The organism is Stenotrophomonas sp. YJH_SMC_14-1 (assembly GCF_059372275.1).
Genome location: NZ_JCAFVK010000012.1, coordinates 42044 through 68452, shown reverse-complemented (window position 1 = coordinate 68452; position 26409 = coordinate 42044). Strand labels below are relative to the sequence as shown.

Annotated in this window: 24 protein-coding genes and 1 tRNA gene; 18 read left to right on the top strand and 7 right to left on the bottom strand. The window is 66.5% G+C overall.

The features are described 5' to 3' along the window. Nucleotides 1-246: 246 nt before the first annotated feature. Nucleotides 247-1143 (bottom strand): mechanosensitive ion channel family protein, encoded by an 897-nt coding sequence (locus AC5P9P_RS19310; RefSeq protein WP_005410099.1) that lies wholly within the window; start codon nt 1141-1143, stop codon nt 247-249. A gap of 151 nt (nt 1144-1294) precedes the next feature. After that, nucleotides 1295-3673, bottom strand: coding sequence for a phosphoenolpyruvate synthase (ppsA, locus tag AC5P9P_RS19305; RefSeq protein WP_005410098.1), 2379 nt, complete (start codon nt 3671-3673; stop codon nt 1295-1297). 144 nt (nt 3674-3817) lie between these two features. On the opposite strand from ppsA, the gene ppsR reads away from it, so the two are divergent. The 5 genes from ppsR to AC5P9P_RS19280 all read left to right on the top strand — a co-directional run bounded on the left by ppsR (nt 3818) and on the right by AC5P9P_RS19280 (nt 8099). Further along, on the top strand, nt 3818-4639 hold the full coding sequence (ppsR, locus tag AC5P9P_RS19300; RefSeq protein WP_005410097.1) for a posphoenolpyruvate synthetase regulatory kinase/phosphorylase PpsR: 822 nt from the start codon (nt 3818-3820) through the stop codon (nt 4637-4639). A gap of 143 nt (nt 4640-4782) precedes the next feature. Beyond that, a complete protein-coding gene (locus AC5P9P_RS19295) occupies nt 4783-5292 on the top strand; it encodes a DUF1249 domain-containing protein (protein WP_049402527.1) in 510 nt (169 codons plus the stop codon). 41 nt (nt 5293-5333) lie between these two features. After that, nucleotides 5334-5822, top strand: coding sequence for an NUDIX hydrolase (locus tag AC5P9P_RS19290; protein WP_005413820.1), 489 nt, complete (start codon nt 5334-5336; stop codon nt 5820-5822). A 162-nt stretch (nt 5823-5984) separates the two neighbouring features. Further along, nucleotides 5985-6614 (top strand): DUF2239 family protein, encoded by a 630-nt coding sequence (locus AC5P9P_RS19285; RefSeq protein ID WP_049402528.1) that lies wholly within the window; start codon nt 5985-5987, stop codon nt 6612-6614. Between the two features lie 120 nt (nt 6615-6734). Next, nucleotides 6735-8099, top strand: a complete 1365-nt coding sequence (locus AC5P9P_RS19280; RefSeq protein WP_049402529.1) for an MATE family efflux transporter — start codon at nt 6735-6737, stop codon at nt 8097-8099. Nucleotides 8100-8163: 64 nt separating this feature from the next. Here the strand turns inward: AC5P9P_RS19280 and AC5P9P_RS19275 are convergent, their stop codons facing one another. Continuing rightward, the gene (locus AC5P9P_RS19275) at nt 8164-8814 is read right to left on the bottom strand and encodes a class I SAM-dependent methyltransferase (RefSeq protein ID WP_049402530.1); all 651 of its coding nucleotides are present in this window, start codon (nt 8812-8814) and stop codon (nt 8164-8166) included. Between the two features lie 343 nt (nt 8815-9157). On the opposite strand from AC5P9P_RS19275, the gene AC5P9P_RS19270 reads away from it, so the two are divergent. The 10 genes from AC5P9P_RS19270 to AC5P9P_RS19225 all read left to right on the top strand — a co-directional run bounded on the left by AC5P9P_RS19270 (nt 9158) and on the right by AC5P9P_RS19225 (nt 19312). Next, nucleotides 9158-9772, top strand: a complete 615-nt coding sequence (locus tag AC5P9P_RS19270) for a CDP-alcohol phosphatidyltransferase family protein (protein WP_014647547.1) — start codon at nt 9158-9160, stop codon at nt 9770-9772. 22 nt (nt 9773-9794) lie between these two features. Beyond that, nucleotides 9795-10859 carry a class III poly(R)-hydroxyalkanoic acid synthase subunit PhaE gene (gene phaE / locus AC5P9P_RS19265; protein ID WP_049402531.1) on the top strand — a complete coding sequence of 355 codons (1065 nt, stop codon included), beginning with the start codon at nt 9795-9797 and terminating at the stop codon, nt 10857-10859. Beyond that, complete coding sequence (locus AC5P9P_RS19260) at nt 10856-11923, top strand: class III poly(R)-hydroxyalkanoic acid synthase subunit PhaC (protein WP_049402532.1); 1068 nt, start codon at nt 10856-10858, stop codon at nt 11921-11923. Before phaE ends, AC5P9P_RS19260 begins: the two co-directional genes overlap by 4 nt. Nucleotides 11924-11954: 31 nt before the next feature. Then, on the top strand, nt 11955-12323 hold the full coding sequence (locus AC5P9P_RS19255) for a YfeK family protein (protein ID WP_005413813.1): 369 nt from the start codon (nt 11955-11957) through the stop codon (nt 12321-12323). A 64-nt stretch (nt 12324-12387) separates the two neighbouring features. Further along, nucleotides 12388-12591, top strand: a complete 204-nt coding sequence (locus AC5P9P_RS19250; protein WP_005410087.1) for a PspC domain-containing protein — start codon at nt 12388-12390, stop codon at nt 12589-12591. After that, complete coding sequence (locus AC5P9P_RS19245) at nt 12588-13040, top strand: hypothetical protein (protein WP_049402533.1); 453 nt, start codon at nt 12588-12590, stop codon at nt 13038-13040. The genes AC5P9P_RS19250 and AC5P9P_RS19245 overlap by 4 nt, the downstream gene beginning before the upstream one ends. Before the next feature lie 716 nt (nt 13041-13756). Next, nucleotides 13757-13972 carry a hypothetical protein gene (locus tag AC5P9P_RS19240; RefSeq protein ID WP_005410085.1) on the top strand — a complete coding sequence of 72 codons (216 nt, stop codon included), beginning with the start codon at nt 13757-13759 and terminating at the stop codon, nt 13970-13972. Between the two features lie 207 nt (nt 13973-14179). Next, nucleotides 14180-16567, top strand: a complete 2388-nt coding sequence (locus tag AC5P9P_RS19235; protein ID WP_495233035.1) for a Tex family protein — start codon at nt 14180-14182, stop codon at nt 16565-16567. Between the two features lie 208 nt (nt 16568-16775). Beyond that, nucleotides 16776-18965 carry a PAS domain S-box protein gene (locus AC5P9P_RS19230; RefSeq protein ID WP_111173426.1) on the top strand — a complete coding sequence of 730 codons (2190 nt, stop codon included), beginning with the start codon at nt 16776-16778 and terminating at the stop codon, nt 18963-18965. Nucleotides 18966-19027: 62 nt separating this feature from the next. Then, nucleotides 19028-19312: a hypothetical protein gene (locus AC5P9P_RS19225; protein ID WP_049453095.1), complete on the top strand. Its 285-nt coding sequence runs from the start codon at nt 19028-19030 to the stop codon at nt 19310-19312. Here AC5P9P_RS19225 and AC5P9P_RS19220 read toward each other — a convergent pair. Together AC5P9P_RS19220 and AC5P9P_RS19215 are read right to left on the bottom strand one after the other, a co-directional pair. Next, nucleotides 19286-20245: a right-handed parallel beta-helix repeat-containing protein gene (locus AC5P9P_RS19220; protein WP_164124353.1), complete on the bottom strand. Its 960-nt coding sequence runs from the start codon at nt 20243-20245 to the stop codon at nt 19286-19288. The two genes, AC5P9P_RS19225 and AC5P9P_RS19220, sit on opposite strands and share 27 nt — an antisense overlap. Nucleotides 20246-20309: 64 nt before the next feature. Continuing rightward, nucleotides 20310-21398: a DUF5694 domain-containing protein gene (locus AC5P9P_RS19215; protein ID WP_495233034.1), complete on the bottom strand. Its 1089-nt coding sequence runs from the start codon at nt 21396-21398 to the stop codon at nt 20310-20312. A gap of 152 nt (nt 21399-21550) precedes the next feature. On the opposite strand from AC5P9P_RS19215, the gene AC5P9P_RS19210 reads away from it, so the two are divergent. Next, nucleotides 21551-22096, top strand: a complete 546-nt coding sequence (locus AC5P9P_RS19210; protein WP_181453473.1) for a GNAT family N-acetyltransferase — start codon at nt 21551-21553, stop codon at nt 22094-22096. A 254-nt stretch (nt 22097-22350) separates the two neighbouring features. Next, complete coding sequence (locus AC5P9P_RS19205) at nt 22351-24177, top strand: methyl-accepting chemotaxis protein (RefSeq protein ID WP_495233033.1); 1827 nt, start codon at nt 22351-22353, stop codon at nt 24175-24177. Here the strand turns inward: AC5P9P_RS19205 and AC5P9P_RS19200 are convergent. After that, entirely contained in the window at nt 24174-25607 is a 1434-nt protein-coding gene (locus AC5P9P_RS19200) for a GGDEF domain-containing protein (protein ID WP_495233032.1), read from the bottom strand. The two genes, AC5P9P_RS19205 and AC5P9P_RS19200, sit on opposite strands and share 4 nt — an antisense overlap. Before the next feature lie 200 nt (nt 25608-25807). After that, nucleotides 25808-25893: transfer RNA gene (locus tag AC5P9P_RS19195), tRNA-Leu, on the bottom strand. A gap of 132 nt (nt 25894-26025) precedes the next feature. On the opposite strand from AC5P9P_RS19195, the gene AC5P9P_RS19190 reads away from it, so the two are divergent. Next, complete coding sequence (locus AC5P9P_RS19190) at nt 26026-26406, top strand: response regulator (RefSeq protein WP_495233031.1); 381 nt, start codon at nt 26026-26028, stop codon at nt 26404-26406. Nucleotides 26407-26409: the final 3 nt, after the last annotated feature.

Here is a 26409-nt window from a genome sequence, read left to right as displayed (position 1 = left end):
GTAGTGCCGGCCGCTGGCCGGCATTTCAGTCAGGCGGCGAGGGGTAGTGCCGGCCGCTGGCCGGCATTTCAGTCAGGCGGCGAGGGGTAGTGCCGGCCGCTGGCCGGCATTTCAGTCAGGCGGCGAGGGGTAGTGCCGGCCGCTGGCCGGCATTTCAGTCAGGCGGCGAGGGGGGTAGTGCCGGCCGCTGGCCGGCATTTCAGTCAGGCGGTAGTGCCGGCCGCTGGCCGGCATTCCACTGCCGGATCACGGCTTGTCGCGCACCAGCGCGTCGGCTTCAACCACGCCGCCATCCTTGCCATGCAGGTACAGGTGCATGTCCTGCTGCGGGTACGGGATGTTGATGCCGGCCTTGTCATAGCCCAGCTTCAGCTGCTCCAGCAGCGTGACCTTGGTGCCGAACCAGTCGGCCGACTTCACGTAGCAGCGGATGCCGAGGTTGATGGCGTGTGCGCCCAGCTCGTAGACCACCACGTCCGGTGCGGGGGTCTGCAGCACGCGCGGGTCGGCCTTCATCAGCGCCAGCGCGGTGTCGCGTGCCAGCTGGATGTTGTCCTCGTAGCCGATGCCGATCACCAGTTCGACGCGGCGTGTCGGCTCGGCGGTGAGGTTGATGATCGGCGCGGCGGTGATCAGCGTGTTCGGAATGGTGGTGTGCTGGTTGTCAGCGCCGGTTAGCACGGTCTGGAAGATGCGCACTTCGCGCACCGTGCCGGTCTGGCCGGCCACGGTGACCACATCGCCCACGCGGAACGGACGCAGCGTCACCAGCATCACGCCCGAGGCGATGTTGGACAGCGAATCCTTCAATGCCAGACCGACCGCCAGGCCAGCGGTGCCGAGCACGGCCAGCAGCGGGGTGATCTGCACGCCCAGCGTGCCGATGGCCAGCACCACGACGATCACCAGTGAGGCGGCGTACACCACATTGCGAAGGAAGCTGCCCAGCATCGGGTCCACACCCATGCGCGCAGTGGCGCGCGGCATTGCATTGGACAAGCGACGTGCCACCCACAGGCCCACCAGCAGCACCACGATCGCGGCCAGCAACGGCACGCCGTAGGTTTCCAGCAGGCGTTCCCAGTCGAGCGAGTGGAACCACGGCGTTGCGGCGGGGGCGGCGGGTGCTGCTGCGGCGATCATGCGGAAGTCCTTTGCTGAGAAACGGTGTCTGCGTGGGGCAGGGCGTGCGTGCACGCCAGAAACACGAAGCCCCGCAGAGGCGGGGCTTGCATGCAGCAGCAGTATCGGCCGACGCCGATGAACACGACGTCAGCCTGTAGCCATCACGGCATCAGCCGTTGGCCTTCAGCTTGGCCAGGCGCAGCCAGGTATCGACCACGGTGTCCGGGTTCAGCGACACCGACTCGATGCCTTCCTGCATCAGCCATTCGGCCAGATCCGGGTGATCGGACGGACCCTGGCCGCAGATGCCGACGTACTTGCCCTTGGCACGTGCTGCCTTGATCGCCATCGACAGCAGCTTCTTCACTGCCGGGTTCCGCTCGTCGAACAGGTGCGCAACGATCGAAGAGTCGCGGTCCAGGCCCAGGCTCAGCTGGGTCAGGTCGTTGGAGCCGATCGAGAAGCCGTCGAAGATCTCCAGGAACTCATCGGCGAGCAGTGCGTTGGACGGCACTTCGCACATCATGATGATCTTCAGGCCGTTCTCGCCCTGCTTCAGGCCGTTCTGTTCCAGCACCTCGACGACCTTGCGGCCTTCTTCCAGGGTGCGCACGAACGGAATCATGACCCACAGGTTGTCCAGGCCCATTTCGTTGCGCACGCGCAGCACGGCCTTGCACTCCAGCGCGAAGGCGGCCGAGAAGCTCGGGTCGACGTAACGGCTGGCGCCGCGGAAGCCGATCATCGGGTTCTCTTCGTGCGGCTCGTAGTTGCTGCCGCCGATCAGGTTGGCGTACTCGTTGGACTTGAAGTCCGACAGGCGCACGATCACCGGGTTCGGTGCAACCGAGGCGGTGAGGGTGGCGATGCCTTCAGCCAGGCGGTCGACGTAGAAGCTGACCGGATCACCGTAGCCGGCGATCTTCTCGTCGATCTTCTTCTTGGTCGCCGCGTCCTGGCGGTCGTATTCCAGCAGCGCGTTCGGGTGGATGCCGATGTGGCTGGCGATGATCATTTCCAGGCGGGCCAGGCCGATGCCGGCGTTCGGCAGCTGGCCGAAGTCGAAGGCACGTTCCGGGTTGGCCACGTTCATCATGATCTTCAGCGGGGCCGGCGGCATGTTGCCCAGATCGGTGGTGGTGCGCTCGAAGCCGAGCTTGCCTTCGTAGATGAAGCCGGTATCGCCTTCAGCGCAGCTGACGGTGACCAGCTGGCCATCTTCGATGACCTTGGTGGCGTTGCCCGAACCGACCACGGCGGGCACGCCCAGCTCGCGCGCGATGATCGCGGCGTGGCAGGTGCGGCCACCACGATTGGTGACGATGGCCGAAGCGCGCTTCATCACCGGTTCCCAGTCCGGGTCGGTCATGTCGGCGATCAGCACGTCGCCCGGCTGCACGCGGTTCATGTCGTCCAGCGTCTTGACCACGCGGGCCACGCCCGAACCGATCTTGGCGCCGACGGCGCGGCCTTCGGCCAGCACGTTGCCGCCCTTTTCGGTCAGCGCGAAGCGCTCGATCTGGGTGGCGTGGCTGCGCGACTTCACCGTTTCCGGGCGCGCCTGCACGATGAACAGCTTGCCGCTGACACCGTCCTTGGCCCACTCAATGTCCATCGGGCGGCCGTAGTGCTTTTCGATGACCAGCGCCTGCTTGGACAGTTCCTGCACGTCCTCGTCGCTGATCGAGAAGGTGTTGCGCAGTTCGACCGGAGTGTCCTCGATCCTGACGCGCTCACCCGGGACATCCGAATACACCATGCGGATCGCCTTGCTGCCGAGCGAGCGGCGCAGGATCGCCGGCTTGCCGGCCTGCAGGGTGGGCTTGTAGACGTAGTACTCGTCCGGATTGACCGCACCCTGCACGACCATTTCGCCCAGGCCGAACGAAGAGGTGACGAACACCACGTCGCGGAAGCCGGACTCGGTGTCCAGGGTGAACAGCACGCCGGAGGAACCGACGCCCGAACGCACCATCAGCTGCACGCCGGCGGACAGGAACACGTCCTCATGCTTGAAGCCGTGGTGGACGCGGTAGGCGATGGCACGGTCGTTGTACAGCGAGGCGAACACTTCCTTGACCTTGTGCACGACATCGTCGGCACCGGTGACGTTGAGGAAGGTCTCCTGCTGGCCGGCGAAGGAGGCATCCGGCAGATCCTCGGCGGTGGCCGACGAACGCACGGCCACGGCCACGTCGCCGCCGCCGTTTTCGGCGCTCAGCTTGGCGTAGGCGGTGCGGATGTCCTGGTCCAGCTGCGGCTGCAGCGGCGCATCGATCACCCAGCTGCGGATTTCCTTGCCGGCGGCGGTCAGCGCGTTGACGTCCTCGACGTCCAGCGTGGCCAGCTTGTCGAAGATGCGCTTGGACAGGTCGTTGTGCGCGATGAAGTCCTTGAAGGCTTCAGCGGTGGTGGCATAACCGCCCGGCACCGAAACGCCCAGACCGGCCAGGTTGCCGATCATCTCGCCCAGGGACGAATTCTTGCCGCCTACGCGGGCCAGATCGGCCAGACGCAGTTCGTGCAACCACAGGATGTTCTCGTTCAAGCGCGATGCTCCGTTTGGCCATCGCCCGAGGCGGGCTGAGTGGCCGCGTCCGTAGGAAGAAGCCGATATGATGCCGGGCAGACCACTGTCGGCACAAGCTTGTGCTGGCGGCCTTTTTAAGCTTCGTAGGGGGTAAAAGCGCGCATGTCGACCATCCGCCCGGTGTTCTACGTTTCCGATGGAACCGGTATCACCGCTGAAACCATTGGGCATAGCCTGCTCACCCAGTTCTCCGGGTTCAGCTTCATTACCGACCGCATGTCGTTTGTCGACGACCCCGAAAAAGCGCGTGAAGCCTGTGCCAGGATCCAGGCGGCAGGGGAGCGGTACCAGGTCCGGCCGATCGTGGTGAACTCCTGCGTGGACCAGAGCCTGAGCCTGATCCTGGCCGACAGCGGGGCGCTGATGCTGGATGTGTTCGCGCCGTTCATCGAGCCGCTGGAGCGTGAACTGGCCAGCCCGCGCCTGGCCCGGGTCGGCCAGGCCCACGGCATGGTCGACTTCGACACCTACCACCGCCGCATCAACGCGATGAACTTCGCCCTGACCCACGATGACGGTATCGCGGTGAACTACGACGATGCCGACGTGATCCTGGTGGCGGTGTCGCGCGCCGGCAAGACGCCCACCTGCATCTACCTGGCCCTGCATTACGGCGTGCGTGCGGCCAACTACCCGCTGACCGACGAGGACCTGGAAAGCGATCGCCTGCCGCCACGCCTGCGCAATTACCGGCGCAAGCTGTTCGGCCTGACCATCGACCCGGACCGCCTGCAGCAGATCCGCCAGGAGCGCCGCCCGAACTCGCGCTACGCCAACCTGGAGACCTGCAAACGCGAGGTGGCCGCGGCCGAGGTGATGTTCCAGATGGAGCGGATCCCGACGCTGAGCACCACCCATACCTCGATCGAGGAGATTTCCAGCAAGGTGCTGGCCACGCTGGGGCTTCAGCGCGAGTTGTATTGATTCCGGTAGAGCCGGCCGCTGGCCGGCTGATCGATGGACCCTCGGCCGCGATATTGCGCTGCCGGCCAGCGGCCGGCACTACCCAGGGCTTGGCTTGCGCATGTACGCCCCCACGTTGAAGCACCAACGTGTAGGATCGACCCATGGCCCGAGCCTTGCCCCGTACCGAACGCATTCCCCGCCTGAGCCGGTTGAGCTGGCTCATGGGCCTGTACGCGGAAAACTACCGTCATCTGGTACGCCTGTTCGAGCCGGCGGGACTGGTCGCGGGCAGCTACATCTCCTCGATCGGTGACGGCCTGGATGTGCGCCTGGACGTGATCGAATGCCACCGCTACACGGTGGAACTGCGCCTGACCTACGACCTGGCCGACCCGGTCACCGGTGAGCCGGACCCGTCGGCCTACGTCCGCCTGTACCGTGATGCGCGCCAGGCCGAGACCACCCATTGCTACGTCGGCCGCCGCTGGCAGGACACCATGGGCCTGTATCCGCCACCGGCGGAACTGATCAGCCATCGCATGCGGATGAACACCTTCCTCGGCAAGTGGCTGGAATACCTGGCCGAGCGCGGCCACGGCGTGGCCACCCTGCGCCGCGATCATGATGGCGCCACTGCGGCTGCCGAACGCCGCCTGTCGCTGGTGCGCTGATCGGCCATAATCCACGGCTGACCTGCCGCTGGATGCTGCCCATGCCGTACACCCCGATCGTCGCCACCCTGGGCTACGTGCTGTCGCCCGATCGTCGCCAGGTGCTGATGATCCACCGCAACACCCGGCCCGGTGACCACCACCTGGGCAAGTACAACGGGCTGGGCGGCAAGATCGAACCAACCGAAGACGTTGCGGCAGGCATGCGCCGCGAGATCGCCGAGGAAGCCGGCATCGACTGCACCGGCATGCGCCTGCGCGGCACCATCAGCTGGCCGGGTTTCGGCAAGCACGGCGAGGACTGGCTGGGCTTCGTGTTCGTCATCGACAGTTTCGAAGGCACCCCGCACGGCGGCAACCATGAAGGCACGCTGGAGTGGGTGGACCTGGACAAGCTGGACACGCTGCCGATGTGGGAGGGCGACCGCAACTTCCTGCCGCTGGTGTTCGACGCCGACCCGCGCCCCTTCCACGGCGTGATGCCGTACCAGGACGGCCGCATGGTCAGCTGGTCCTACAGCCGGCTGTAAACCGGCGAATCGGGAGGGGGGCGATCTTTCGAGTGGGGATCAACCTTCCAGGTGGGTGCCAACCTTGGTTGGCACGCTCTTCCGGTTCATTAACACCCGGGCAATATTGACGAATGAAAATTACCCGGGCAATATTCGCGCATCACCTCCGATGCCATTGCCATGCCTGCGTCCCGACTCCCTCCCTTCAGTTGCTTCGACGGCCACCGCCTGGTCGCTTCCGGTACACCGGAAGTGGCAGCGCTTGCGCTGAAGCAGCTGCGTGCCGGCAACGCTGCCGGTCCGCTGCTTGTGTTCGACAACGCTACCGGCCGCACCCGTGATTTCGATACGCGCGGCAGTGACGCAGAACTGCTGGCGCGGGTCGTCGAAGCCTTTCCCGCCGCCGTCGAGGCGGATGCCGACGCTACTGCCGAAGAGGCGCCGGCAACTCCGCGTGGCCGCGGCCGCCCCAAGCTGGGCGTGGTCGCACGCGAAGTGACCCTGCTGCCCCGCCACTGGGCGTGGCTGGCCGAGCAGCCCGGCGGGGCCTCGGTAGTGCTGCGCAAGCTGGTGGAGGCGGCCAGCCGTGCTGGTGCCGACAAGGACCGGCGGCGCCGCCACAGCGAGCGTGCCTATCACTTCCTGCAGACCATCGCCGGAGACCTCCCGGGTTTCGAGGAGGCCATCCGTGTGCTGTTCGCGCACGACCGGGCAGGCCTGGAAATGGCCTTGCGCAGCTGGCCCGAGGATGTGCGCAATCACGCCCTGCGCCTGGCCTTCGATGATTCTTCGGACCACGCAGACGGCTGAGCCACTGCGCCGTTGCTGAGCGGCGGCGCCACCTGATCGCGGGCCACGGCCGCCCGCTCCCCTTTGCTTGCTTTGCTGGCGGAAACGCCGGGCAGGGCAGCGCCTTGCCCAGAGAACCCCATGGACACCCCCGCACATCCCATCCCCCCGGTCGCGCCGCCCCTCTGGCACACCTATCTGAACCTGCTGCTGCCGATGCTGCTGACCAACGCATTGCAGCTGGCCGCAGGCACACTGGACAACATCTACCTCGGCCATCTGCTGGGTACGCAGGCGGTGGCCGCCGCCGCAGCGTTCTTCCCTGTCTTCTTCCTGCTGCTGGCCCTGGTAATGGGTCTGGCGACCGGTGCGATGGTGCTGATCGGCCAGGCCTGGGGCGCGGGCCGGCCGCAACAGGCTCGCGCGGTGGCCGGCAGTGCGGTGGCACTGATCCTGCTGTTGTCAGTGCTGGTGATGGCAGTGGGCGGCGGTTTCGCTCCAGAGCTGCTGGTGGCACTCGGTACGCCGGCGCCGATCCTCGGCGAATCCATCGTCTATGCCCGTGTCCTGCTGCTGGCGGTACCGGTGTTCTTCCTGCTGTGGCTGGCCACTGCGGTGAGCCGTGCGGTGGGCGATGCCAGAACGCCGCTGCATGCGCTGCTGCTGGCCACAGTGGTCGGCCTGCTGTGCACGCCGCTGCTGATCCTGGGCTGGGCCGGCCTGCCGCAGCTGGGCGCGGCCAGTGCGGCAGTCTCGGCGGCGCTCGCCTCGCTGCTGGCCCTGGCCTGGCTGATGTGGCGGTGGCAGCGGATGGGGCACCCGTTGGCCCCGGGGCATGAGTTGCTGCAAGCCATCCGCTTTGATGGAGCGCTGATCCGTTCGATGCTGCGCATCGGCATACCGTCTTCGTTGCAGATGCTCAGCCTGGCCATTGCCGAAATCGTGCTGCTGGGCTGGATCAACCGCTATGGCTACACGGCCACGGCCGCCTACGGTGCGGTCAACCAGTTGATGAGCTGGGTGCAGCTGCCGGCGATGTCGCTGGGCATCACTGCCACCATCCTCGCGGCGCATGCGATGGGCGCGGGGCGTACGGCACGGCTGCCGGCCATCGCACGCACAGGCGTGCTGCTTGGACTGGCGATGCTGAGCGGGGTGGTGGTGCTGGTTGTGGCGCTGGCGCCCTGGCTGACCGGCCTGATCCTGGCGGCGACCGACGTGCGCGAACTGGCCGCGTTGCAGTTGCGCACCGTGGTGTGGGGCGTGCTGGCGATGGGAGGCAGTGCGGTGCTGGTCGGAGTGATGCGCGGCAGCGGCACGGTGCTGTTGCCGGCATTGCTGGGCATGGCTGCCGTGTTGCTGCTGGAGCTGCCGTTGGCGATGTGGCTGCAGTCCCGGCACGGTCTGGCCGGGCTGTGGTGGGCATGGCCGCTGGGGTTGCTGGCCATGCTGGTGATGCAGGTGTTCTGTTTCGCGCATTGGCGGCGCCGGGTGCAGGCTGGGTAGTGCCGGCCGCTGGCCGGCAATCCGCAATGGCCGGAGCAGCCGGCCAGCGGCCAGCACTACCACTTCAGTGCCGCTGTGCCAGCAGCAGGTGGAAGTGCTTCTCTCGGGTCTGGCCGTCATTGCCGGCCGCGGATTCGCGGTGGCTGCGCCAGGCCGAGACGCGGAAGCCCGATACCCGCAGCGCCAGCTCCACCGCGTCCAGCTCATGCAGCTGGAAGTCGGCGGCGAATGGCAGGCTGCGCATGAAGCTGGCATCGCCGAAGGCCAGGCACAGGCGGCCGCCCCGGCGCAGCACCCGCGCCAGTTCGTCCAGCACCGGGGCCAGGTTCGGCCAGAAGTACAGGGTGTTGACCGCCAGCGCGGCATCCATCGCGGCATCGGCGACCGGCAGTCCATGGGCGTCGCCGTGTCGCATCGCCGCACGTTCGGCAACCCCGGCGTCGGCCAGCCGCTGGTTGCCGGCCTCGACCATGGCCGTGGACAGCTCGATGCCCAGATAGTGGCTGCCGGTGGCCTGCAGCATCAGTGGCGCGAAGGCCGCATTGCCCGGGCCGACCTCCAGGACCCGTTCGCCGGCGCCGACGGCCAGCAGCCCGATTGCGGCCAGGTTGAGTGCGCCGTTGCTGCGGTTCATCGAGTCGGCCACTGCCAGCGCGGCCTCGCCGTGGGGCTGCCGCAGCTGTGCGGCCAGGGTGGGAGCATCCAGCATCATCATCGTCCGTTGCAGAGTTTCGGACGTGGCGGCGGCGGGTCCGCCGGTGACCATAGCGCCGACCTTGTGGCTTGGGAAGTAGGGAAACCCCGCTTCCGGGTGATGAGGAAATGTCCAGCGTCGCAGTCGGTGAGATCTGGTTGTCCACAGGGGGTGTGGATTACGCGTGGGCAACTTTGTGGATAAGCCGCGACAGGCGCCACCCCCCTAGGCTGTCAAGATGGGTGGCGAAAAATTCACCGTCGGTGAGGGCAGGTGAGGGAGCGGTGAAGGCGGGGCCTGCCAGCGCTGTCGCCAGCGGCGGCGCTCGCGGTAACCTGTGGGCCTTGATGCTCCGTGAGACCCCATGAAACGTCACTTCTCGATGCTGCGCGAATTCCAGCTGGCCGACTGGTTCACCCTGGCCAATGCTTTCTGCGGCACCGGTGCGGTCTTTGCCGCGATGCGCTTCCTGCAGGACGGCGAGCGCGGCTACCTGCTGTTCGGCATGGCGCTGATCCCGCTGGCCTTCATCTTCGACGCGCTCGACGGGCGCATCGCGCGCTGGCGCAAGTCCAGCTCCACCCTCGGCCGCGAGCTGGACTCGCTGTCGGACGTGATCTCCTTCGGCGTGGCGCCGGCGGCGCTGGCCTATGCCTGCGGCATGCAGGGCGGCTGGGACTGGCTGGTGCTGAGCTACTTCGTCTGCTGCGGTGTCAGCCGCCTGGCACGCTACAACGTCACTGCCGAGGCGCTGGCCGGCGACGAGGGCAAGGTCACGTATTTCGAGGGCACCCCGATCCCGACCAGCCTGGTGCTGGTGATCGTACTGGCGATTGCCGCCGGTACCGATGCCATCGGCCAGAACATCTGGTTCGGCCAGTGGCAGATCGGCCCGTGGCAGCTGCACCCGATGGTGCTGTTGTTCGCCCTGTCCGGGTCGCTGATGATCAGCAAGACCCTGCGTATCCCCAAGCCATGAGCCAGCCCAGCGGAGGCCTGCAATGACCAGCTCGGCCCACGACGCCGGCAGCAGCGATTTCGAGACCCTGGCCCGGCAGTACTTCGGCGCCTGGGGCGATGCCCTGCGTCATGCGAGCACGCCCGGCGCACCCGCCGGTGACGACCCCGGCAGCTGGCAGCGGTTGTTCGACTGGTGGGGCCAGCTGTTGCCCGAGCAGGCGCAGGGCGCACCGGAAGATGCCGTGCGCCGGTTCCGGGAGCAGGCGGGCAGCTGGTACGGCACCATGCAGGAGGTCGCCGCACGATTTGCCGGCCGCGACGCCAGCAGCGCCGAGGTGGCCCAGGCCTGGCGCGAGGCGGTGCAGGGGCAGGGCGATGGCATGCTGCAGTGGATGCTGCAGGGCGCCCGTGGCAGCACCCACGCCGGCGCCACCGTGCCCGAATTCGCCGCATGGCTGCAGCAGTTCCAGCTGCAGGCGGGCCCGTGGCTGCAGAGCCCGGCGTTCGGCCCCGGCCGCGAGCACCAGGCGCGCTGGCAGGCGCTGCTGCGGGCGCAGGAGGAGTACCAGCAGCATTCGCGCGCCTACGTTGATCAGATCAGGCAGGCGTTGGACGAGGCCTTCGCGTTGTTCGAGCAGCGTCTGGCCGAGCACGAACAGCCCGGCAGCCAGTTGACCAGCGCCCGCGCGATGTTCGACCTGTGGATCGAAGTGGCCGAGGAGGCCTACGCCAAGGTCGCCATGTCCGAACCGTTCCAGCAGGTGTACGCCTCGCTGGGCAACGCGCAGATGCGCCTGCGCGCCGGCCTGCAGCGCGAGGTGGAACAGATGAGTGAGCGTATCGGCCTGCCGACCCGCAGCGAGATGGACGCCGCGCATCGCCGTATTGCCGAACTGGAGCGCAGCCTTCGCCGCCTGCAGGCACAGGTGGCGGTGCTGGCGGGGACCGCCGCGGTCGATCCGGTGTCGCAGCCGGCACCGGCGAAGGTGAAGCCGGCCGCGCGCAAAGCCGCGAAGAAGGCCGCGCCGGCGAAGAAGGCGCCTGCAAAGAAGGTGTCTGCGAAGAAGGCTGCGTCTCGCGCGTCCACTCGGGCGCGTGACCGATGAAAGGACCGCTGGGCTTCAACGCCGATGACCTGATGCAGGAAACCCTGGCCATGCAGCGCAAGCTGATGGAAGGGCTGAAGCTGCTGCCGCAGGTGGAAGACGTGGACTATGGCGTGACCGCGCGCGAGGAAGTCTGGCGTGACGGCAAGGTGGTGCTGTACCGCTTCGTCGGCGAACAGGCACCGACCCGGCGCACACCGCTGCTGATCGTCTACGCGCTGGTCAACCGGCCGTACATGGTCGACCTGCAGGCCGACCGTTCGCTGGTGCAGAAGCTGCTGGCGCTGGGCCAGGACGTGTACGTGCTGGACTGGGGCTACCCGGATAGGTCCGAACGCTTCCAGACCCTGGAGGACTACCTGCTGCGCTACATCGACGGCGCGGTCGATGCGCTGCGTGCGCGCAGTGGTGGCCCGGTGGACCTGCTGGGTATCTGCCAGGGCGGCGTGTTCGCACTCTGCTACGCCGCGCTGCGCCGGCAGAAGCTGGGCAAGCTGATCACCATGGTCACCCCGGTCGACTTCCAGACGGCTGACAACATGCTCTCGCATTGGGCGCGGCAGGTGGACGTGGACCTGGTGGTCGACACGCTGGGCAACATCCCGGCCGACCTGATGAATGCCAGTTACCTGATGCTCAAGCCATTCCGCCTGAACGTGCAGAAGTACGTCGGCCTGCTCGACATCCTCGATGACAAGGCCGCGCTGGAGGATTTCCTGCGCATGGAGAAGTGGATCTTCGATTCACCGGACCTGGCGGGCGAGGCGTTCCGCGATTTCATCAAGCAGTTCTACCAGGGCAATGGGCTGGTGAACGGCACGGTGCGGATCGGCGAGGAAGCGGTGGATCTGTCGCAGGTGACGCTGCCGGTGCTGAACATCTATGCCGAGCAGGACCATCTGGTGCCACCGGATGCCTCTCGCGCGATGCGCGGGCGTTTGGGCACGGACGACTACACCGAGTCCAGTTTCCGTGGTGGGCATATTGGTATCTACGTTTCCGGCCGCGCGCAGCGCGAAGTACCGGCCACGATCAATGGCTGGTTGAAAGCGCGCGATCTGTAGAGTCGAGCCATGCTCGACTGACTTGGGGGTGATGATGTACCGGATTTTGTTGATTCTTGCGGCACTGCTGACAGCACCACTTGCCCACGCTGCACCCAGTACGGATGCACGCCGGGAGATCGCCCAGCTGATCGCCAGCCTGGACGGCTCCCAGTGCCGTTTCCAGCGCAATGGCAGCTGGTACGACGGCAGCGACGCGCGCGCGCACCTGCAGCGCAAGTACGATTACCTGCTGAAAAAGGGCATGGTGGACAGCGCCGAGCAGTTCATCGAGCGCGCTGCCAGCCAGAGCAGCATGAGTGGCAAACCCTACCGCATCCAGTGTCCGGGGCAGCCTGAACAGACCGCAGCCGCCTGGTTCGGCGCACGCCTGCAGGCCCTGCGCCACCGCACGCCGTAGACATGGGGGCGGTGTAGAGTCGAGCCATGTTCGACTGCCTTGTCCGTTTCCCGGAGCTGCCGCCATGAACACCACGCCCAAAACGCTGTCGCGCTCATTGAACGACCGCATGATTGCCGGCGTGATGGGCGGCATTGCCCATCGCTTCGGCTGGAATGCGACCCTGCTGCGGGTGATCTACGTGCTGGTTTCGCTGGCCTCCGCCGCCTTCCCTGGCATCCTGGTCTACCTGATCCTGTGGCTCCTGATCCCCAACGAGGCCGATTGAAGACTGGAGCAACGCCCTGGCCGATCTGGCTGCGCGCGCTGCAGGTGCTGGGCGCGGTGTGGACGTTACCCAATTCCCTGCTCGGCGTGATCGGCGGCCTGGCCGGCATGCTCGGCGGCGCGACATTGCGCTGGAGCGGGCGTGACTGCGCGCTGGTGTTCGACCACTGGCCGTGGGGGCCAGGCGGGGCGATCACCCTGGGGAACGTGATCCTGCACACCGGCCATGACCTGGGCATTTCCTGCCGCACCTATGCGCATCAGGCAGGGTGGGGCGTGGAGCCGCTGATCCGGCTGGATGATCACGAACGGGCGCACGTGTACCAGTACATGGTGCTGGGCCCGCTGTACCTGCCGGTGTACCTGCTGTGCGGCGGGGTGAGTGCGCGCAATCCGTTCGAACGGGCGGCCGATCATTTCGCCCGGTTCGGGCGTGGCTGGTGGCCGTAGTTTCCAGCCAACGGCGCAGCCCCTCGTGGCTTGGTCGCGGAATGCCTGCTTCCTGGGGGCTGGCCGGGTGGGTGGGGCCGGCGGGGACGCCGTGAACCCATCCATGGGGGCTTAGCCGCGGCATCCATGCCGCGGATACCCCGCCACCCCCACCCACCCGGCCGCTGACAGTTCCCGTGCGCGCCAAGCCACGGAAGAGAATAAAGAACAGCAAAAGCGGGTCGCGCGCTGCGCTTGCTCGCGATCCGAGCATGGCTGGTCTCTACAGGAAGCAACAAATCAGCCGGCCAACCCGTTTTTGCTTTTGATCTTCTCTTTTCTTTTCCGTGGGTGAACGTGCCCGAAAAACTGTCAGGGGCCGGGCGGGGTGGGTGCGCGGGACCGTTGGCGCCATGGATGGCGCCATCGAGCCCCCAGGGACGGGTTCACGGCGTGTCCTGCGCACCCACCCCGCCCGGCCCAATCACATGAAACGCGTTACACGACCACCCACGAGGGGCTGCGCCGTTGGCGGGAATCCCCCCACGGATTCGTTAGCCGGAAGTTAAAGATCCGTAAGCATTCTGCTGCGATCCCGCAGTCATCTGCATGCAACCGATCGTCATTAGCCTTCGTGACGTTCCAGTCAGGTTCGACGCAGTAAGCTCTCCCTCGATGAGCTCGCAGCATCGTTCATCGAGTGCAGTACGCAGTAGCAATTTGGAGGAATACATCACATGGCAATCGTTCTTTATGTCGGTGGTAGCAAGGATGGCGAGAAGGGCGTGGTGCCCTACGGCTTCAGCAAATCCCGCGCCGACACCGCGCTGGGGCCGGAGTTCTACACGGAGCGGTTCATGGAACTGCAGGGTGTCGGCAAGGTCCGCCTGATGGCCCTGGAAGGCATGCGTGACGAGATCGTCATGCAGCGCGCCGCCCGCCACTACCGCTGACCTTCGCAACACGCGGCAGGGCGCGCCCACCATCGCGCGCCCGCGCCGGCATCCCAGCCCAGGGCCAGTCCGAGCCCTCTCTCCGCCAGGATGCCGGCGTCCACTCCGGCCCCGCCGCTGAACCTCGCCCCCTGTCAATGCCTTGTCCGGCTCCGTCGTGGATTGCCAGAATGGGATCTTCCCGTACCGCGGCACAGACCTGAAGCAATGCACGACGCCAAGAACGCCCAGAGCGCGCTCGCCCAGCAGATCGCCCAGACCATCGCCGACGAGATCGGTGCCCAGTCCGCCCAGGTGCGCGCCGCCGTCGGCCTGCTCGACGAGGGCGCCAGCGTTCCGTTCATCGCGCGCTACCGCAAGGAAGTGACCGGGGGCCTGGACGACACCCAGCTGCGCAGCCTGGAAGTGCGCTTGACCTACCTGCGCGAGCTGGAGGACCGCCGCGCGGCGGTGCTGGCCAGCATCGGCGAACAGGGCAAGCTCAGCGACGAACTGCGCAACGATATCCTGGCCGCCGACACCAAGAGCCGGCTGGAAGACCTGTACCTGCCGTACAAGCCCAAGCGCCGTACCCGCGCCCAGATCGCCCGCGAGGCCGGTCTCGAGCCGCTGGCCGATGGACTGCTGGCCGATCCCACGCAGGACCCGCAGGCCTTCGCGGCCGCCTTCGTCAACACCGACAAGGGCGTGGCCGACACCAAGGCCGCGCTGGAAGGTGCGCGCGCGATCCTGATGGAGCGCTGGGGCGAGGACGCCGCGCTGGTCGGCGAGCTGCGCACCTGGCTGGGAGAGAACGGCGTGATCCGTGCCCGCGTGGCCGAGGGCAAGGAAACCGAAGGCGCCAAGTACCGCGACTATTTCGAACATGCCGAATCTCTGGCGAAGATTCCTTCGCACCGGTTGCTGGCGCTGTTCCGCGCGCGCCGCGAAGAGATCCTGTTCCTGGAACTGGACCCGGGCAGCGATGCCGAGGCCGGCCACCAGTACGCCGAAGGCCGCGTGGCGCGCAGGGCCGGCATCGCCGACCGGGGCCGCGCCGCCGATCGCTGGCTGCTGGACGCCTGCCGCCTGACCTGGCGCGCCAAGCTGCACACCCATCTGCTGCTGGACCTGTTCAACCAGGCCCGCGAGAAGGCCGAGGCTGAGGCCATCGCGGTGTTCGGCGACAACCTGAAGGATCTGCTGCTGGCCGCACCGGCGGGCCCGAAGACCGTGCTTGGGCTGGACCCGGGCATCCGCACCGGCTGCAAGATCGCCGTGGTCGATGCCACAGGCAAGCTGGTGGCCACCGACACCATCTACCCGCATGAGCCACGTCGCCAGTGGGACCAGTCGGTGCAGACGATCAAGCAACTGTGCGCCAAGCACAACGTTGAACTGATCGCGATCGGCAACGGCACCGCCAGCCGCGAAACCGACAAGCTGGCCGGCGAAGCGATCAAGGCTGCCGCCAACCCGAAGCTGCAGAAGGTCGTGGTCAGCGAGGCGGGCGCCTCGGTGTACTCGGCCTCCGAGTTCGCGGCCAAGGAGTTCCCGGGGCTGGACGTGTCGCTGCGTGGCGCGGTGTCGATCGCGCGTCGCCTGCAGGACCCGCTGGCCGAACTGGTCAAGATCGAACCCAAGGCGATCGGTGTCGGCCAGTACCAGCACGATGTGGACCAGTACCGGCTGGCGCGGGCGCTGGACGCGCGCGTGGAGGACTGCGTGAACGCCGTGGGCGTGTACGTGAACACCGCATCGGCCGCGCTGCTGTCGCGGGTGTCCGGCCTGTCGGCCACGGTGGCCGAGAACATCGTGCGCCATCGTGACGAGAACGGCCCGTTCAAGCGCCGCAAGGATCTGCTGAAGGTCGCGCGCCTGGGCGAGAAGACCTTCGAACAGTGCGCCGGCTTCCTGCGCATCGCCGACGGCGACCAGCCGCTGGATGCTTCGGCGGTGCACCCCGAAGCCTATCCGGTGGTCGAGCGCATCGTGGCCAGCACCGCACGCCCGATCAAGGCGCTGATCGGTGATGGCAGCTTCCTGCGTGGCCTGAAGGCCGAGCAGTTCACCGATGACACCTTCGGCTTGCCGACCGTGCGCGACATCCTGAAGGAACTGGAGAAGCCGGGCCGCGACCCGCGTCCGGAGTTCAAGGCTGCGCGCTTCGCCGAAGGCGTGGAGGACATCAAGGACCTGCGCGAGGGCATGGTGCTGGAAGGCGTGGTGAGCAACGTGGCGGCCTTCGGTGCCTTCGTCGATATCGGCGTGCACCAGGACGGCCTGATCCACATTTCGGCGTTGTCCGATACCTTCGTGAAGGACCCGCGTGACGTGGTCAAGGCTGGCGACATCGTCAAGGTGAAGGTGCTGGAGGTGGACGTGGCGCGCAAGCGCATTGCCCTGACCCGGCGTCTGGACGATACCCCCGGGCAGGCCACCAGCCGCCCGGGCCAGCGTGATGAGCGCGGCCATGGGCAGGGTCCGCGCCGGGATGCAGGCGGCCAGAACCGCGGGCCGAACCGGGGCCAGGGCAATGGCGGCCGTCCCGCCGCGTCCGTGCCGCCGGCCAACAACGCCCTGGCCGAGGCCTTTGCCCGCGCCAAGCGTAGTTGAGGACCGTGTTCCCCGTCACGCTTGATTCGTGGCGGGGGACTTGTCGATTTTCCCCGTGATTGCGCACACTTGCGCTTGAGGGGAGGCGTCCGGCCACCCCGCTGTCGCTGGGGAGGGCCATGACGCCAGCAGGACCCGTCGTCTTCGTTGAGGTCTGCAGCGTCGCGCTGCGGCCGCTGCCTGCCTGCGCGGGCCGGGGGCAGCGGTGATGGCGGGCCAGGGCACCAACGGCAACGGGTTGCTGGAGCGCCGCCTGCAGGCGCTGGCCGAAGAGCGTCGGCGGCTGGCGATGATCATCGATGGCACCGCCGCGGGCACCTGGGAATGGAACGTGCAGAATGGCGAGATGCGGGTCAACGCGCGCTGGGCCGAGATTGTGGGTTACCGCCTGGAAGAGCTGGAGCCGGTCTGCCAGAAGACATTCCTGAAGCTGGTCCATCCCGATGACATAGCGCTGTCGGACGCGGCACTGGACGAGCATTTCGAGGGGCGCACCGACAACTACGCGTGCCTGCTGCGGATGCGCCACAAGAATGGCCAGTGGATATGGATCCAGGACCGTGGCCGCGTCTTCGAATGGGACGCGCAGGGCAAGCCATTGTGGATGGCCGGCGCGCATGCCGACGTGACCGAGCTGCAGCAGGCCCGACAGGATGCAGCCGAAACACGGCAACGCCTGCAGGCCGTGGTCGATGCCTCCGACGAGGTGGCGGTGATCGCCACCGATATCGATGGCACCATCACCCTGTTCAACACGGGCGCGCAACGCCTGCTGGGCTACAGCGCGGCGGATGTGGTCGGCCAGCGCCGGCTGGATGCCTTCCACGATCCGCAGGAACTGAATGCCTGGCTGCGACCGCTGGCCGATGCCGATGGCCAACTGCCAGATGTGTTCGAGGCACTCAGTGCGCGTGCCGATGGCCAGACCTATTCGCGGCAATGGACGCTGCTGCGCAAGGACGGCCAGCCACGCCAGGTACGCCTCTCGATCAGCCGCATGGACGGAGCCGATGGTGTACGCATCGGCTATGTCGGGATGGCCATCGACATCACCGAGATCCTGCAGGCGAGGGCCGAAGCGCGCTTGTCCGCGGAGAAGTTCGCCGGTGCGTTCACCTCGGCTGCGCTGGGCATGGCGCTGGTGTCACTGGAAGGGCGATGGCTGGACGTCAACGATGCGCTGTGCCGGATCCTCGGCTATCCGCGGGAAGAACTGCTGCAGGTGGATTTCCAGCGTCTCACCCATCCTGATGACCTGCAGACCGACCTGGCCCTGGTGCAGGACCTGCTGGCCGGGCGTCGCAGCCACTACCACCTGGAAAAGCGTTATCTCGATCGCGATGGCAAGGTCATCTGGGCCCGATTGTCGGTCTCGCTGGTGCGCAACGAGCATGGCGAGCCGTTGCATTTCGTGTCGCAGATCCAGGACATCACCGCCCAGCGCAGCAGCGAGCAGCGGCTGTTCGAGAGCGAACAGCGCAGCCGCATCACCCTGGATGCCGTGGCCGACCTGGTGCTGAGCGTCAGCCTCGATGGCCGTATCGATTACGCCAATGCCGCTGCAGTACGCACGTTGGCCGGCGATGGCGCGTTGTCGCTGGCCGGACACAAGGTGCAGGATGTGCTGGCGCTGACCACCGAATACGCGCCGGGTTCGGTGCTGGACGTGTCGGTACTGCTGGATCCGGACAGCAATGCGGTCGACCTGCATGCCGACCTGCTGCTGCGCCTGGGTGCCGCCACGGTGCCGGTGGACCTGACCCGCGCCTGGTTGCGCGATGACGAGGGCCATGTGCGAGGCGCGGTCTGGGTGCTGCGCGACGATACCCAGCAGCGTGCCCGCCAGCGCGAGGCGCGTCATCTGGCCGAGATCGACCCGCTGACCGAACTGAGCAACCGCCGTGGCTTCGAGGTGCATCTGCAGCAGGCGATCACCCGTGTCGAACGTACCGGCCAGGCCGCGTCGCTGATGTACATCGATCTGGATCGGTTCAAGCCGATCAACGATACCTGGGGCCATCTGGCTGGCGATGCGGTGCTCTGGGCGGTGGCCAGCGTTCTGCGTCACGGGGTGCGCGATTCGGATGTGGTGGCGCGGCTGGGCGGCGATGAGTTCGCGGTGATCCTGTCCGGTTGCACGCCGCGTCGTGCAGCGCGCATTGGCGGCGAGCTGCTGCATACCCTGGCGTCGCTGTCGATTCCGTGGGACCAGGACCGGTTGCGGGTAGGGGCCAGCATCGGCATCGCGCCGCTGGCCGGAGGGATGAGCGTGGACCAGGCGGTGGCCGCGGCCGATGCCCAGTGTTACCGGGCCAAGGCGATGGGCCGCAACAACGTGCAGGTGCAGGGCGAGGCCAGTGAGCTGCCGGGCGATGATTCCGAGGTCGTCGAGGGCTGATCTCAGCCTGTGAGAGGGCGGGCGCAAATACTCCGCGCACCTCCTCTCTTACAGGTGATCCCATGAATGTCTGCAACCCGATGGCGGTGCGTGCCTTCGCCCCGGCCCTGGTCGGCTGGTGCCTCGCGCTGGCCGCCTGCCTGCGTACGGAACAGCTGCGCGGCGACCTGCACGCGCAGGCCTTGCTGCCGGTGCTACAGGGCGGGGCGGTCGCCCTGCTAGTGTTCACGCTGTCCTGCATCGGTGCCGCCAGCATCGTGCTGTGGCGGGCGGGCAGGAAGGAAGTACCGCCTCATGCTTTTGATGCTCAGGCCCATGCTTCACGGGAAGGCGCAGAGATCACCTGAAGGGAAAGAGATGTTACCTGTCGATATAACGCCTGCAACACCACCCTTTGCATTGATGCCGTTGCAGTTTCCAACACCCAAGCGACGATTCTGAATGAACCGGTTGGAGCGGAATGTTGCCGTGGTACCGCCCGATGTCTCAAACACCGCCCCACCATAGTTCGCACCGCTTACAGCATTGTTTTCTGCAAGAAAGCGCTGTGAACCCTGTACGACGTCGATACCCCATTCGCCAGGGCGTTCAATCACCGAGTTCTTGATGGTGCAGTCGACGCAGTTCACCAGATAGATGGCGCTGGCGCCGGAGTCGATGACGCGGGCGCCATCAATCATGACGTTGCTCGAGTTGTAGATGGCCATCTCGCCATCGCCCCCCGGGCCATCCTTGCGGCCGGTCAGCTGCCCATAGAGGATGGTGACGTCGCGGGAATCGGTGATCCACAGATTCGGGTCTGCCACATTGTTGCCCGCTATGCCGTTGGCACGCATGAAGGTGTCCCATATATCCACACCTTTCCCGCCCACGACACCAGTGCTGATCTGGAAGCCGACGATATCGAGGCTCCAGATGATGATGCGGTCCTGATGATAGGCCAGTACACCGAAGTTTCCGCCTGTACCGGTGGACAATGTGAAGTTGTGCAGCATGGTGCCGCTGCCGAGCCCGATTGCCTTCTGTGGGGAGCCATGGGCGGAGATCACGACGTCGGCCATGCTCGCACCCAATCCCTCGATGGTCGTGCCGGAGGGTACTTCAAGTGGTGCAGGCCCAGTGACGTAGGCGCCAGGCCGCAGGCAGATTTTCTTGCCAGGTGCGGCTGTCACTGCGGCAGCAAGGTCACCACCACTGTCGAGAGTGAGATCGCATGCCGAGGCCTGCGCAGCACCGGTCAGGCCTATGGCAAAGAGTACGGCGGAAATGCGTTGTTTCATTATGGGTTCCTTCCGTGGAGTGGTTGAAGTTGCATCCAAGATACCGCAGCCGACCGGCTTGACGTCAACGCAGAACTTCATCCGCACTGACCAGCTGCACATCGTGCATCTGGTTGAGGTAAGCCTCGTAGTAGCCCTTGTGCGAGGCACCGACGATGGTCAGCATGCGGGTGCCCGGGTGCTGGCCGAGCACGTCGCGCATGTTGGCGACCATGCGCAGGTTGCGGGTTTCCCAGTAGCCCACGTAGTTGCGGCCGAAGCCTTCCGGCGAGGGTTCGACGAGCGTCGCGCCGAAATCGCTGTTGAAGGCCAGCATCGCGGCCTCGGGTGCGTTGTAGGCGCGATACATCGCGAGCAACCCATCCGGTCGAGCAAGATTGGCTTCCAGTCGTTCATCGGCCGCCCTGCGCGCTTTGACGAAGGAATTGTCCCAGGCACCGCGTATGGCGGCAGCGTAGGCCTTCTGCTGCGATTCCGGTGTAGGCGAATCCGCAGTGTGGTCGTCGACCGCCCACAGCCGCTCCAGCCCCAGGCGCGCGGCGAGGACGCCGGCCACCAGGCCGGCCTCGTTGCGGCGTGCCATGCGCGTGTCGAGGAACTGCACCAGCTCCGGTGTCAGGCTGTCCGAGGCACGTCGCTCTTCCCTGGGCAGCCGCAGCCATTGGACGACTGCCGAGCTGCTCTCGCCCGCAGCCAGGAACACTGCGGCCAATCGGCGTCGCTGGGCAGCGGTTGGCGCCTTCGGCCAATCCGCAAGCAGGCGTTCCATCTCCACGTTGGCGCTGGGCACGTCCAGGCCGGTGGCGGCCTGCGCCGGTGCCGGATCGACGCAGTAGTCCGCTACGCTCTCGGCGTAGCGGGCCGGATTGCGGCGCATGAAGTCACACTGCAGGCCGGACAGGTTCTCCACTGCGATCGCGGTGGGCCGCCAGGCTTCCAGACGCTGCAGCAGAGGTTCCAGCATCGCCGGCGTGAAGGTCTCCGGCAGGCTGGACAGGTGCGGGCTGCCCAGCACCAGCACTTCGTTCGGGCGCCCTGCGGGCGGTCCCTTCAGCTGGTCCGGGTGGAAGGCCGGTCGATAGGCGGTGTCGTTGGCCAGCGCGCTGCTGCTGCACACGGCCAGGAAGAGAAGGCTGGCAAAGCGAGGGAACATGCGATCTCCATGTCGATGAGCATCCTGCGGGACCTTCATGCTGGTCATATTCTCCTGCCGCGGAATCCCGCATTGGTCATGTAAACCTTTTTGCCTTGAGCTGCATCCTTCTGCTGAGCGATGCTGTACCCAGCGCTCAGGCAATGCAGAACATGACGTCCGACGACTGGACCATCGACAGTCCGCGGCTGCACCTCCGGCCATTCACGCCCGGTGACGCCGACGAGGCATTTGCGGGAATCACCCCCGGGCTGACCCGCTACATGTCCTTCGAGCCGCCGCCGTCGAAGGAGGCGTTTGCTGCTGTCTGGCGAACGTGGCTGCCCACCATCGCCGACGGGACCGACATCACGTTCGTGATCCGCAGGCGCGAGGATGGTGTATTCCTTGGCCTGGCAGGCCTGCATCGAGCCCGTGACGCAGAACCCGAACTGGGCATCTGGATCGCAGAAATGATGCATGGGCACGGCTATGGTCGCGAAGCCGTGGCGGCGGTGTGGTCGGCCGCCTCAGGGCGCCTGCGCTGTGCTGCGTTCCGCTATCCGGTGGCCGAGCAGAACCGGTCCAGTCGTTCCCTCGCTGAGTCCCTCGGGGGACTGCCTGTAACACGTGAGCAGGGCGTGAAGTACACGGCAATCGTCTACCGCATTCCGGCTGCAATGCACGGAGTTGCGACGGACGTCGCGGAATCCCGCTAAAGCGGCTGACGGCATCGCCGATACTCCCTCTGGATCCCGCTCCAGTCACCCGCCGCAGGACCCCAGGCTGCCCCCGATGGGCGGTCCGCGCAGTGTGTTCCGCCGCTCCCAGATGCCGATCGCACCCGCAGCAGACGTTCTTGGCAGTCGCTCGAGAGGTGCCGTTGGCACCTGTAGTCCCTGGCAACTGATGTTGCCGCCGGGCATCCCGCCCGTCGGGTCACAACCGCTTACCGGACACCGAGGATCAGACAATGCTCATTCCAGGCTTCACGGCAGGCGCGCAGGCGCCGGCCGAGCTGCACACCCGTTGGTCGCCGTGGCGTGCGCTGCTTGGCGTACTGGCGCCGCAGCAACGCACCAGCACAGAGAAGGCGATGACCGACCGCACCGAGCTGGAAGCGCAGGTGGCCGCGCTGCATCGCGTGCAGGCCGTCATCGAGTTCGCGCTCGACGGCACCATCCTGCAGGCCAATGACAATTTCCTGCAGGCGATGGGCTACCGGCTGGAGGAGATCCAGGGCAAGCATCATTCCCTGTTTGTCGACCCCGAGCTGGCGCGCAGCGCCGAATACCGCGACTTCTGGGCGCGCTTGGGGCGCGGCGAATACGACGCCGGACAGTACCGCCGCTTCGGCAAGGGCCAGCGCGAGATCTGGATCCAGGCCTCGTACAACCCGGTACTGGACCGCCAGGGGCGGCCGTACAAGGTGGTCAAGTTCGCGACCGACATCACCGCGCAGAAGCTGCAGGCGGCCGACTCGGCGGGGCAACTGGCCGCGATCGCCAAGTCGCAGGCGGTGATCGAGTTCAGCATGGATGGCCGCATCCTGTCGGCCAACGACAATTTCCTGGCCGCCACCGGCTACAGCCTGGACGAAGTGCGCGGGCAGCACCATTCGTTGTTTGTCGAGCCCGAGCATCGCAGCAGCATCGAATATCGCCAGTTCTGGGAGAAACTCGGGCGCGGCGAATATGACGCCGGCCAGTATCGGCGCCTTGGCAAAGGCGGGCGTGAGGTCTGGATCCAGGCATCCTACAACCCGATCCTGGACCTCAATGGCAAGCCGTTCAAGGTCGTCAAGTACGCCACCGACATCACCGCGCCGGTGCATGAAAACCAGGCCATGCAGCGCGCGGTGGCGCAGACCCGCGAGGTGGTGGCCGCGGCCAAGCAGGGCGATCTGACCCAGCGCGTGGCCACCGCCGACAAGAATGGCTCGATCGCCGAACTGTGCGAAGGCGTGAATTCGCTGGTGGAGGCGATGGCCGCGATCATCGGCCAGATCAAGTTCGCCGCGGACACCATCGCGGTCGGCGCGACTGAAATCGCACAGGGCAACAGCGACCTCTCGCAGCGCACCGAGCAGCAGGCGGCTTCGCTCGAGGAAACCGCGGTGTCGATGAAGGGCCTGGCCGAGACCGTGCAGCGCACCGCCACCAACGCGCGCCAGGCGAGCCAGCTGGCCGGTGGAGCCGCCGATGTCGCTGCGCGCGGCGGCAGTGTGGTGCATGAGGTGGTCGAGACGATGGCGGTGATCAATGCCTCGTCGCGGCGCATCGTCGACATCATCGGGGTGATCGACGGCATCGCCTTCCAGACCAACATTCTCGCGCTGAACGCAGCGGTGGAGGCGGCGCGTGCCGGTGAACACGGCCGTGGATTTGCCGTGGTTGCCACCGAGATCCGCGAGCTGTCGCAGCGTTCGGCCAGCGCAGCGAAGGAGATCAAGCACCTGATCGATGAGTCGGTTGCCAATGTGGGTGCCGGTACGGCGCAGGTTGAGAGCGCGGGCCGCACCATGGACGAGATCGTGACCAACGTGCGCCGGGTGAGCGACCTGATGACCGAAATCAGCACTGCCTCGCAGCAGCAGAGCGACGACATCCAGCAGATGAACCAGGCCGTCGATCTGATCGACCAGGGCACCCAGCAGAACGCGGCCTTGGTCGAGGAGGCGTCGGCGGCGGCGCGCAGCATGGAAGAGCAGTCGGCGCAGCTGCTGCAGACGGTGGCCAGCTTCCGCTTGCAGGGCGGCGCCGGGCACCGGCACGGAGCGGCGGCGCTGCATGCGGTCTAGGCGCGGCGACCGGACTGTTCTTCCTTGGTTTCGGTGTCGCCGCGTACGCAGTTGCGACCGGCATGCTTGGCGCGATACAGGGCCTGGTCGGCGCGTTCGACCAGCCCGCGCGGATCGCCGTCTTCGCCGGGTGCCTGCCAGGCCACGCCGATGCTGATGGTGACGGTGGCCACGGGGGCGGGCAGGGCTGCGGCTTCGACCGAAGCGCGCAGCCGTTCGCCCAGGCCCAGGGCGTGGGTGGCATCGGGCGAGGGCAGGGCGGCGATGAACTCTTCGCCGCCATAGCGGGCCAGCAGATCGTCGCCCCGTTGCAGGCAGCCATCGAGGATGCCGGCGACGGCACGCAGGCGCCGATCACCTTCCGGATGGCCGTAGGTGTCGTTCAGCCGTTTGAAGTGGTCGATGTCGATCATCAGTACCGCCAGGCCCTGGCCCTGGCGGCGCGCGCGGCGGTGGGCCCGATCCAGCGACTCATCGAAGCTGCGCCGGTTGCCCAGTCCGGTCAGCGGATCGCGCCGTGCCAGCGTTTCCAGTTCATCGCGCTGGCGCTGGATCTCGACCTGGCTCAGCACGCTGCGCAGCGCATAGCCGAGCAGGGAGCCGATGAAGCCGACCGTGGCCAGGGTCGGCTGCAGGCGCGCGACCAGAAGCGCCACCAGCATCAGCAGCAAGGGCAGCATCAGTGGTACGCCGGCATCGACGATGCGCCGCAGGCTGCGGGATACCTCCACTGCCGGGCAGCGACGATGGCTGCCCGCCAGGGTGGCCAGCAGCACGAACAGTCCACTGATCAGCAGGTCGCCCCAATTGCCGTCGGGCACCTGCGGCTGATAGGTATTGATGTAGAAGGCCAGCAGGAAGTAGCCCAGCGCGTAGATCGTCAGCGTCCGGAAAAAATCGCGGCGGTCCGGATCGTCCTCGGCCAGGAAACGGATCAGTGCGAAGCAGAACACCAGGCTGTTCTGCACGCCGCTCATGGTGTTCAGGCACTGCGTCCACAAGGCGGTGTTCAGCGGCGCCATGGCCCGCGCATGCAGGTAGTACGGCAGCCAAAGCAGGGCAATGATCCCGAGGTCCACCGCACGGATGTAGCGGTTCCCGCCGCCCGGGCTTGCAGCGACGTAGGTCAGGGGGATCCGGTAGAACACGTACAGGATCAGTGTTGAGGCGGTCATCTGCGCAGGGGCGAGGCCGGCCACATTGCGGTACAGCAGGTCCAGCAGCGCGAGAGAGAACAGGCCGACGGCCGCGCCGAGCAGTCGCCACTGGCAGGCCGCCTGGCTGACGCGTGCACGCCGTACGCAGGCCAGTGCAGCCAGCAGCGGGGCGGTGATCAGCATCAGGTAGGAGCCGACCGGGTCCTGCGGGCCGACAAAGGCAATGACGAGCGCGTGCGTGACGAGAAAAAACAGTGCAGCACGCAACGTCATGCAGTCCCCCACCCCCGGATCCGGCGGGATCACGATAGGCAGATGTACGTGAGGCTGGCAAGAAAAGTGTGCACTACGTCTAGCGACAACCCTGTCAGCGGTCGCAGTTTTGCGTCAGCACAGTGACACCGGAGCGGCTACATGGGCCTGCATCGCCCGAAAAGCAAAAGGCCAGGTCATGGACCTGGCCTTTGATGCTGTGGTGCCGGTGAAAGGACTCGAACCTTCATGGGGTCACCCCCGGCTGATTTTGAGTCAGCTGCGTATACCATTCCGCCACACCGGCAGGCAGCGTGTGAGTGTAACCGAGGAGGGCAGGGCTTTCATAGGGGCAAGGCAGATCGAGGCGTTTCCTGTCGGCATCGGCTCTGCGATGGCTATACTGCGCCGGCTTGAATGCCTCCAGGAGCCATAGCCGATGACAGTGTTGCAGGACCTGAGGGTGCTGGTGGTCGAGAACGACGAGATGAGCGCAGCCTTGCTGCAGATGCAGCTGGTGCATGCCGGCGCGACCGTGGTCGGGTTGGCGGCGAGCGTGGCTGAAGCATTGCGCGTGCTGGAAGACTCGGTCCCCGATGTGGCCCTGCTGGACTATCGCCTGGCCCGCAACGAGACCAGCGCGCCGGTGGCGGCAGCATTGTCGGCGCGAGGCGTACCGTTCGTGCTTGCCACCGGAATGCTGGCTGAGCAGCTGCCCGAGTCCATGCTGTCCGGAGTACTGCTGGTCAAGCCATATCTGTCGGCGGACCTGACCCGGGCGCTGAGCCGTGCGGTGGGCCGTTCCAGCGCAACGGCGTGAGAA

Excerpts from the sequence above, each read along its gene's own strand:
- AC5P9P_RS19310 (WP_005410099.1), bottom strand. The coding sequence starts at position 1,143 with ATGATCGCCGCAGCAGCACCCGCCGCCCCCGCCGCAACGCCGTGGTTC.
- ppsR (WP_005410097.1), top strand. The coding sequence starts at position 3,818 with ATGTCGACCATCCGCCCGGTGTTCTACGTTTCCGATGGAACCGGTATC.
- AC5P9P_RS19295 (WP_049402527.1), top strand. The coding sequence starts at position 4,783 with ATGGCCCGAGCCTTGCCCCGTACCGAACGCATTCCCCGCCTGAGCCGG.
- AC5P9P_RS19290 (WP_005413820.1), top strand. The coding sequence starts at position 5,334 with ATGCCGTACACCCCGATCGTCGCCACCCTGGGCTACGTGCTGTCGCCC.
- AC5P9P_RS19285 (WP_049402528.1), top strand. The coding sequence starts at position 5,985 with ATGCCTGCGTCCCGACTCCCTCCCTTCAGTTGCTTCGACGGCCACCGC.
- AC5P9P_RS19280 (WP_049402529.1), top strand. The coding sequence starts at position 6,735 with ATGGACACCCCCGCACATCCCATCCCCCCGGTCGCGCCGCCCCTCTGG.
- AC5P9P_RS19275 (WP_049402530.1), bottom strand. The coding sequence starts at position 8,814 with ATGATGATGCTGGATGCTCCCACCCTGGCCGCACAGCTGCGGCAGCCC.
- AC5P9P_RS19270 (WP_014647547.1), top strand. The coding sequence starts at position 9,158 with ATGAAACGTCACTTCTCGATGCTGCGCGAATTCCAGCTGGCCGACTGG.
- phaE (WP_049402531.1), top strand. The coding sequence starts at position 9,795 with ATGACCAGCTCGGCCCACGACGCCGGCAGCAGCGATTTCGAGACCCTG.
- AC5P9P_RS19260 (WP_049402532.1), top strand. The coding sequence starts at position 10,856 with ATGAAAGGACCGCTGGGCTTCAACGCCGATGACCTGATGCAGGAAACC.
- AC5P9P_RS19255 (WP_005413813.1), top strand. The coding sequence starts at position 11,955 with ATGATGTACCGGATTTTGTTGATTCTTGCGGCACTGCTGACAGCACCA.
- AC5P9P_RS19250 (WP_005410087.1), top strand. The coding sequence starts at position 12,388 with ATGAACACCACGCCCAAAACGCTGTCGCGCTCATTGAACGACCGCATG.
- AC5P9P_RS19240 (WP_005410085.1), top strand. The coding sequence starts at position 13,757 with ATGGCAATCGTTCTTTATGTCGGTGGTAGCAAGGATGGCGAGAAGGGC.
- AC5P9P_RS19235 (WP_495233035.1), top strand. The coding sequence starts at position 14,180 with ATGCACGACGCCAAGAACGCCCAGAGCGCGCTCGCCCAGCAGATCGCC.
- AC5P9P_RS19230 (WP_111173426.1), top strand. The coding sequence starts at position 16,776 with ATGGCGGGCCAGGGCACCAACGGCAACGGGTTGCTGGAGCGCCGCCTG.
- AC5P9P_RS19225 (WP_049453095.1), top strand. The coding sequence starts at position 19,028 with ATGAATGTCTGCAACCCGATGGCGGTGCGTGCCTTCGCCCCGGCCCTG.
- AC5P9P_RS19220 (WP_164124353.1), bottom strand. The coding sequence starts at position 20,245 with ATGAAACAACGCATTTCCGCCGTACTCTTTGCCATAGGCCTGACCGGT.
- AC5P9P_RS19215 (WP_495233034.1), bottom strand. The coding sequence starts at position 21,398 with ATGTTCCCTCGCTTTGCCAGCCTTCTCTTCCTGGCCGTGTGCAGCAGC.
- AC5P9P_RS19210 (WP_181453473.1), top strand. The coding sequence starts at position 21,551 with ATGACGTCCGACGACTGGACCATCGACAGTCCGCGGCTGCACCTCCGG.
- AC5P9P_RS19205 (WP_495233033.1), top strand. The coding sequence starts at position 22,351 with ATGCTCATTCCAGGCTTCACGGCAGGCGCGCAGGCGCCGGCCGAGCTG.
- AC5P9P_RS19200 (WP_495233032.1), bottom strand. The coding sequence starts at position 25,607 with ATGACGTTGCGTGCTGCACTGTTTTTTCTCGTCACGCACGCGCTCGTC.
- AC5P9P_RS19190 (WP_495233031.1), top strand. The coding sequence starts at position 26,026 with ATGACAGTGTTGCAGGACCTGAGGGTGCTGGTGGTCGAGAACGACGAG.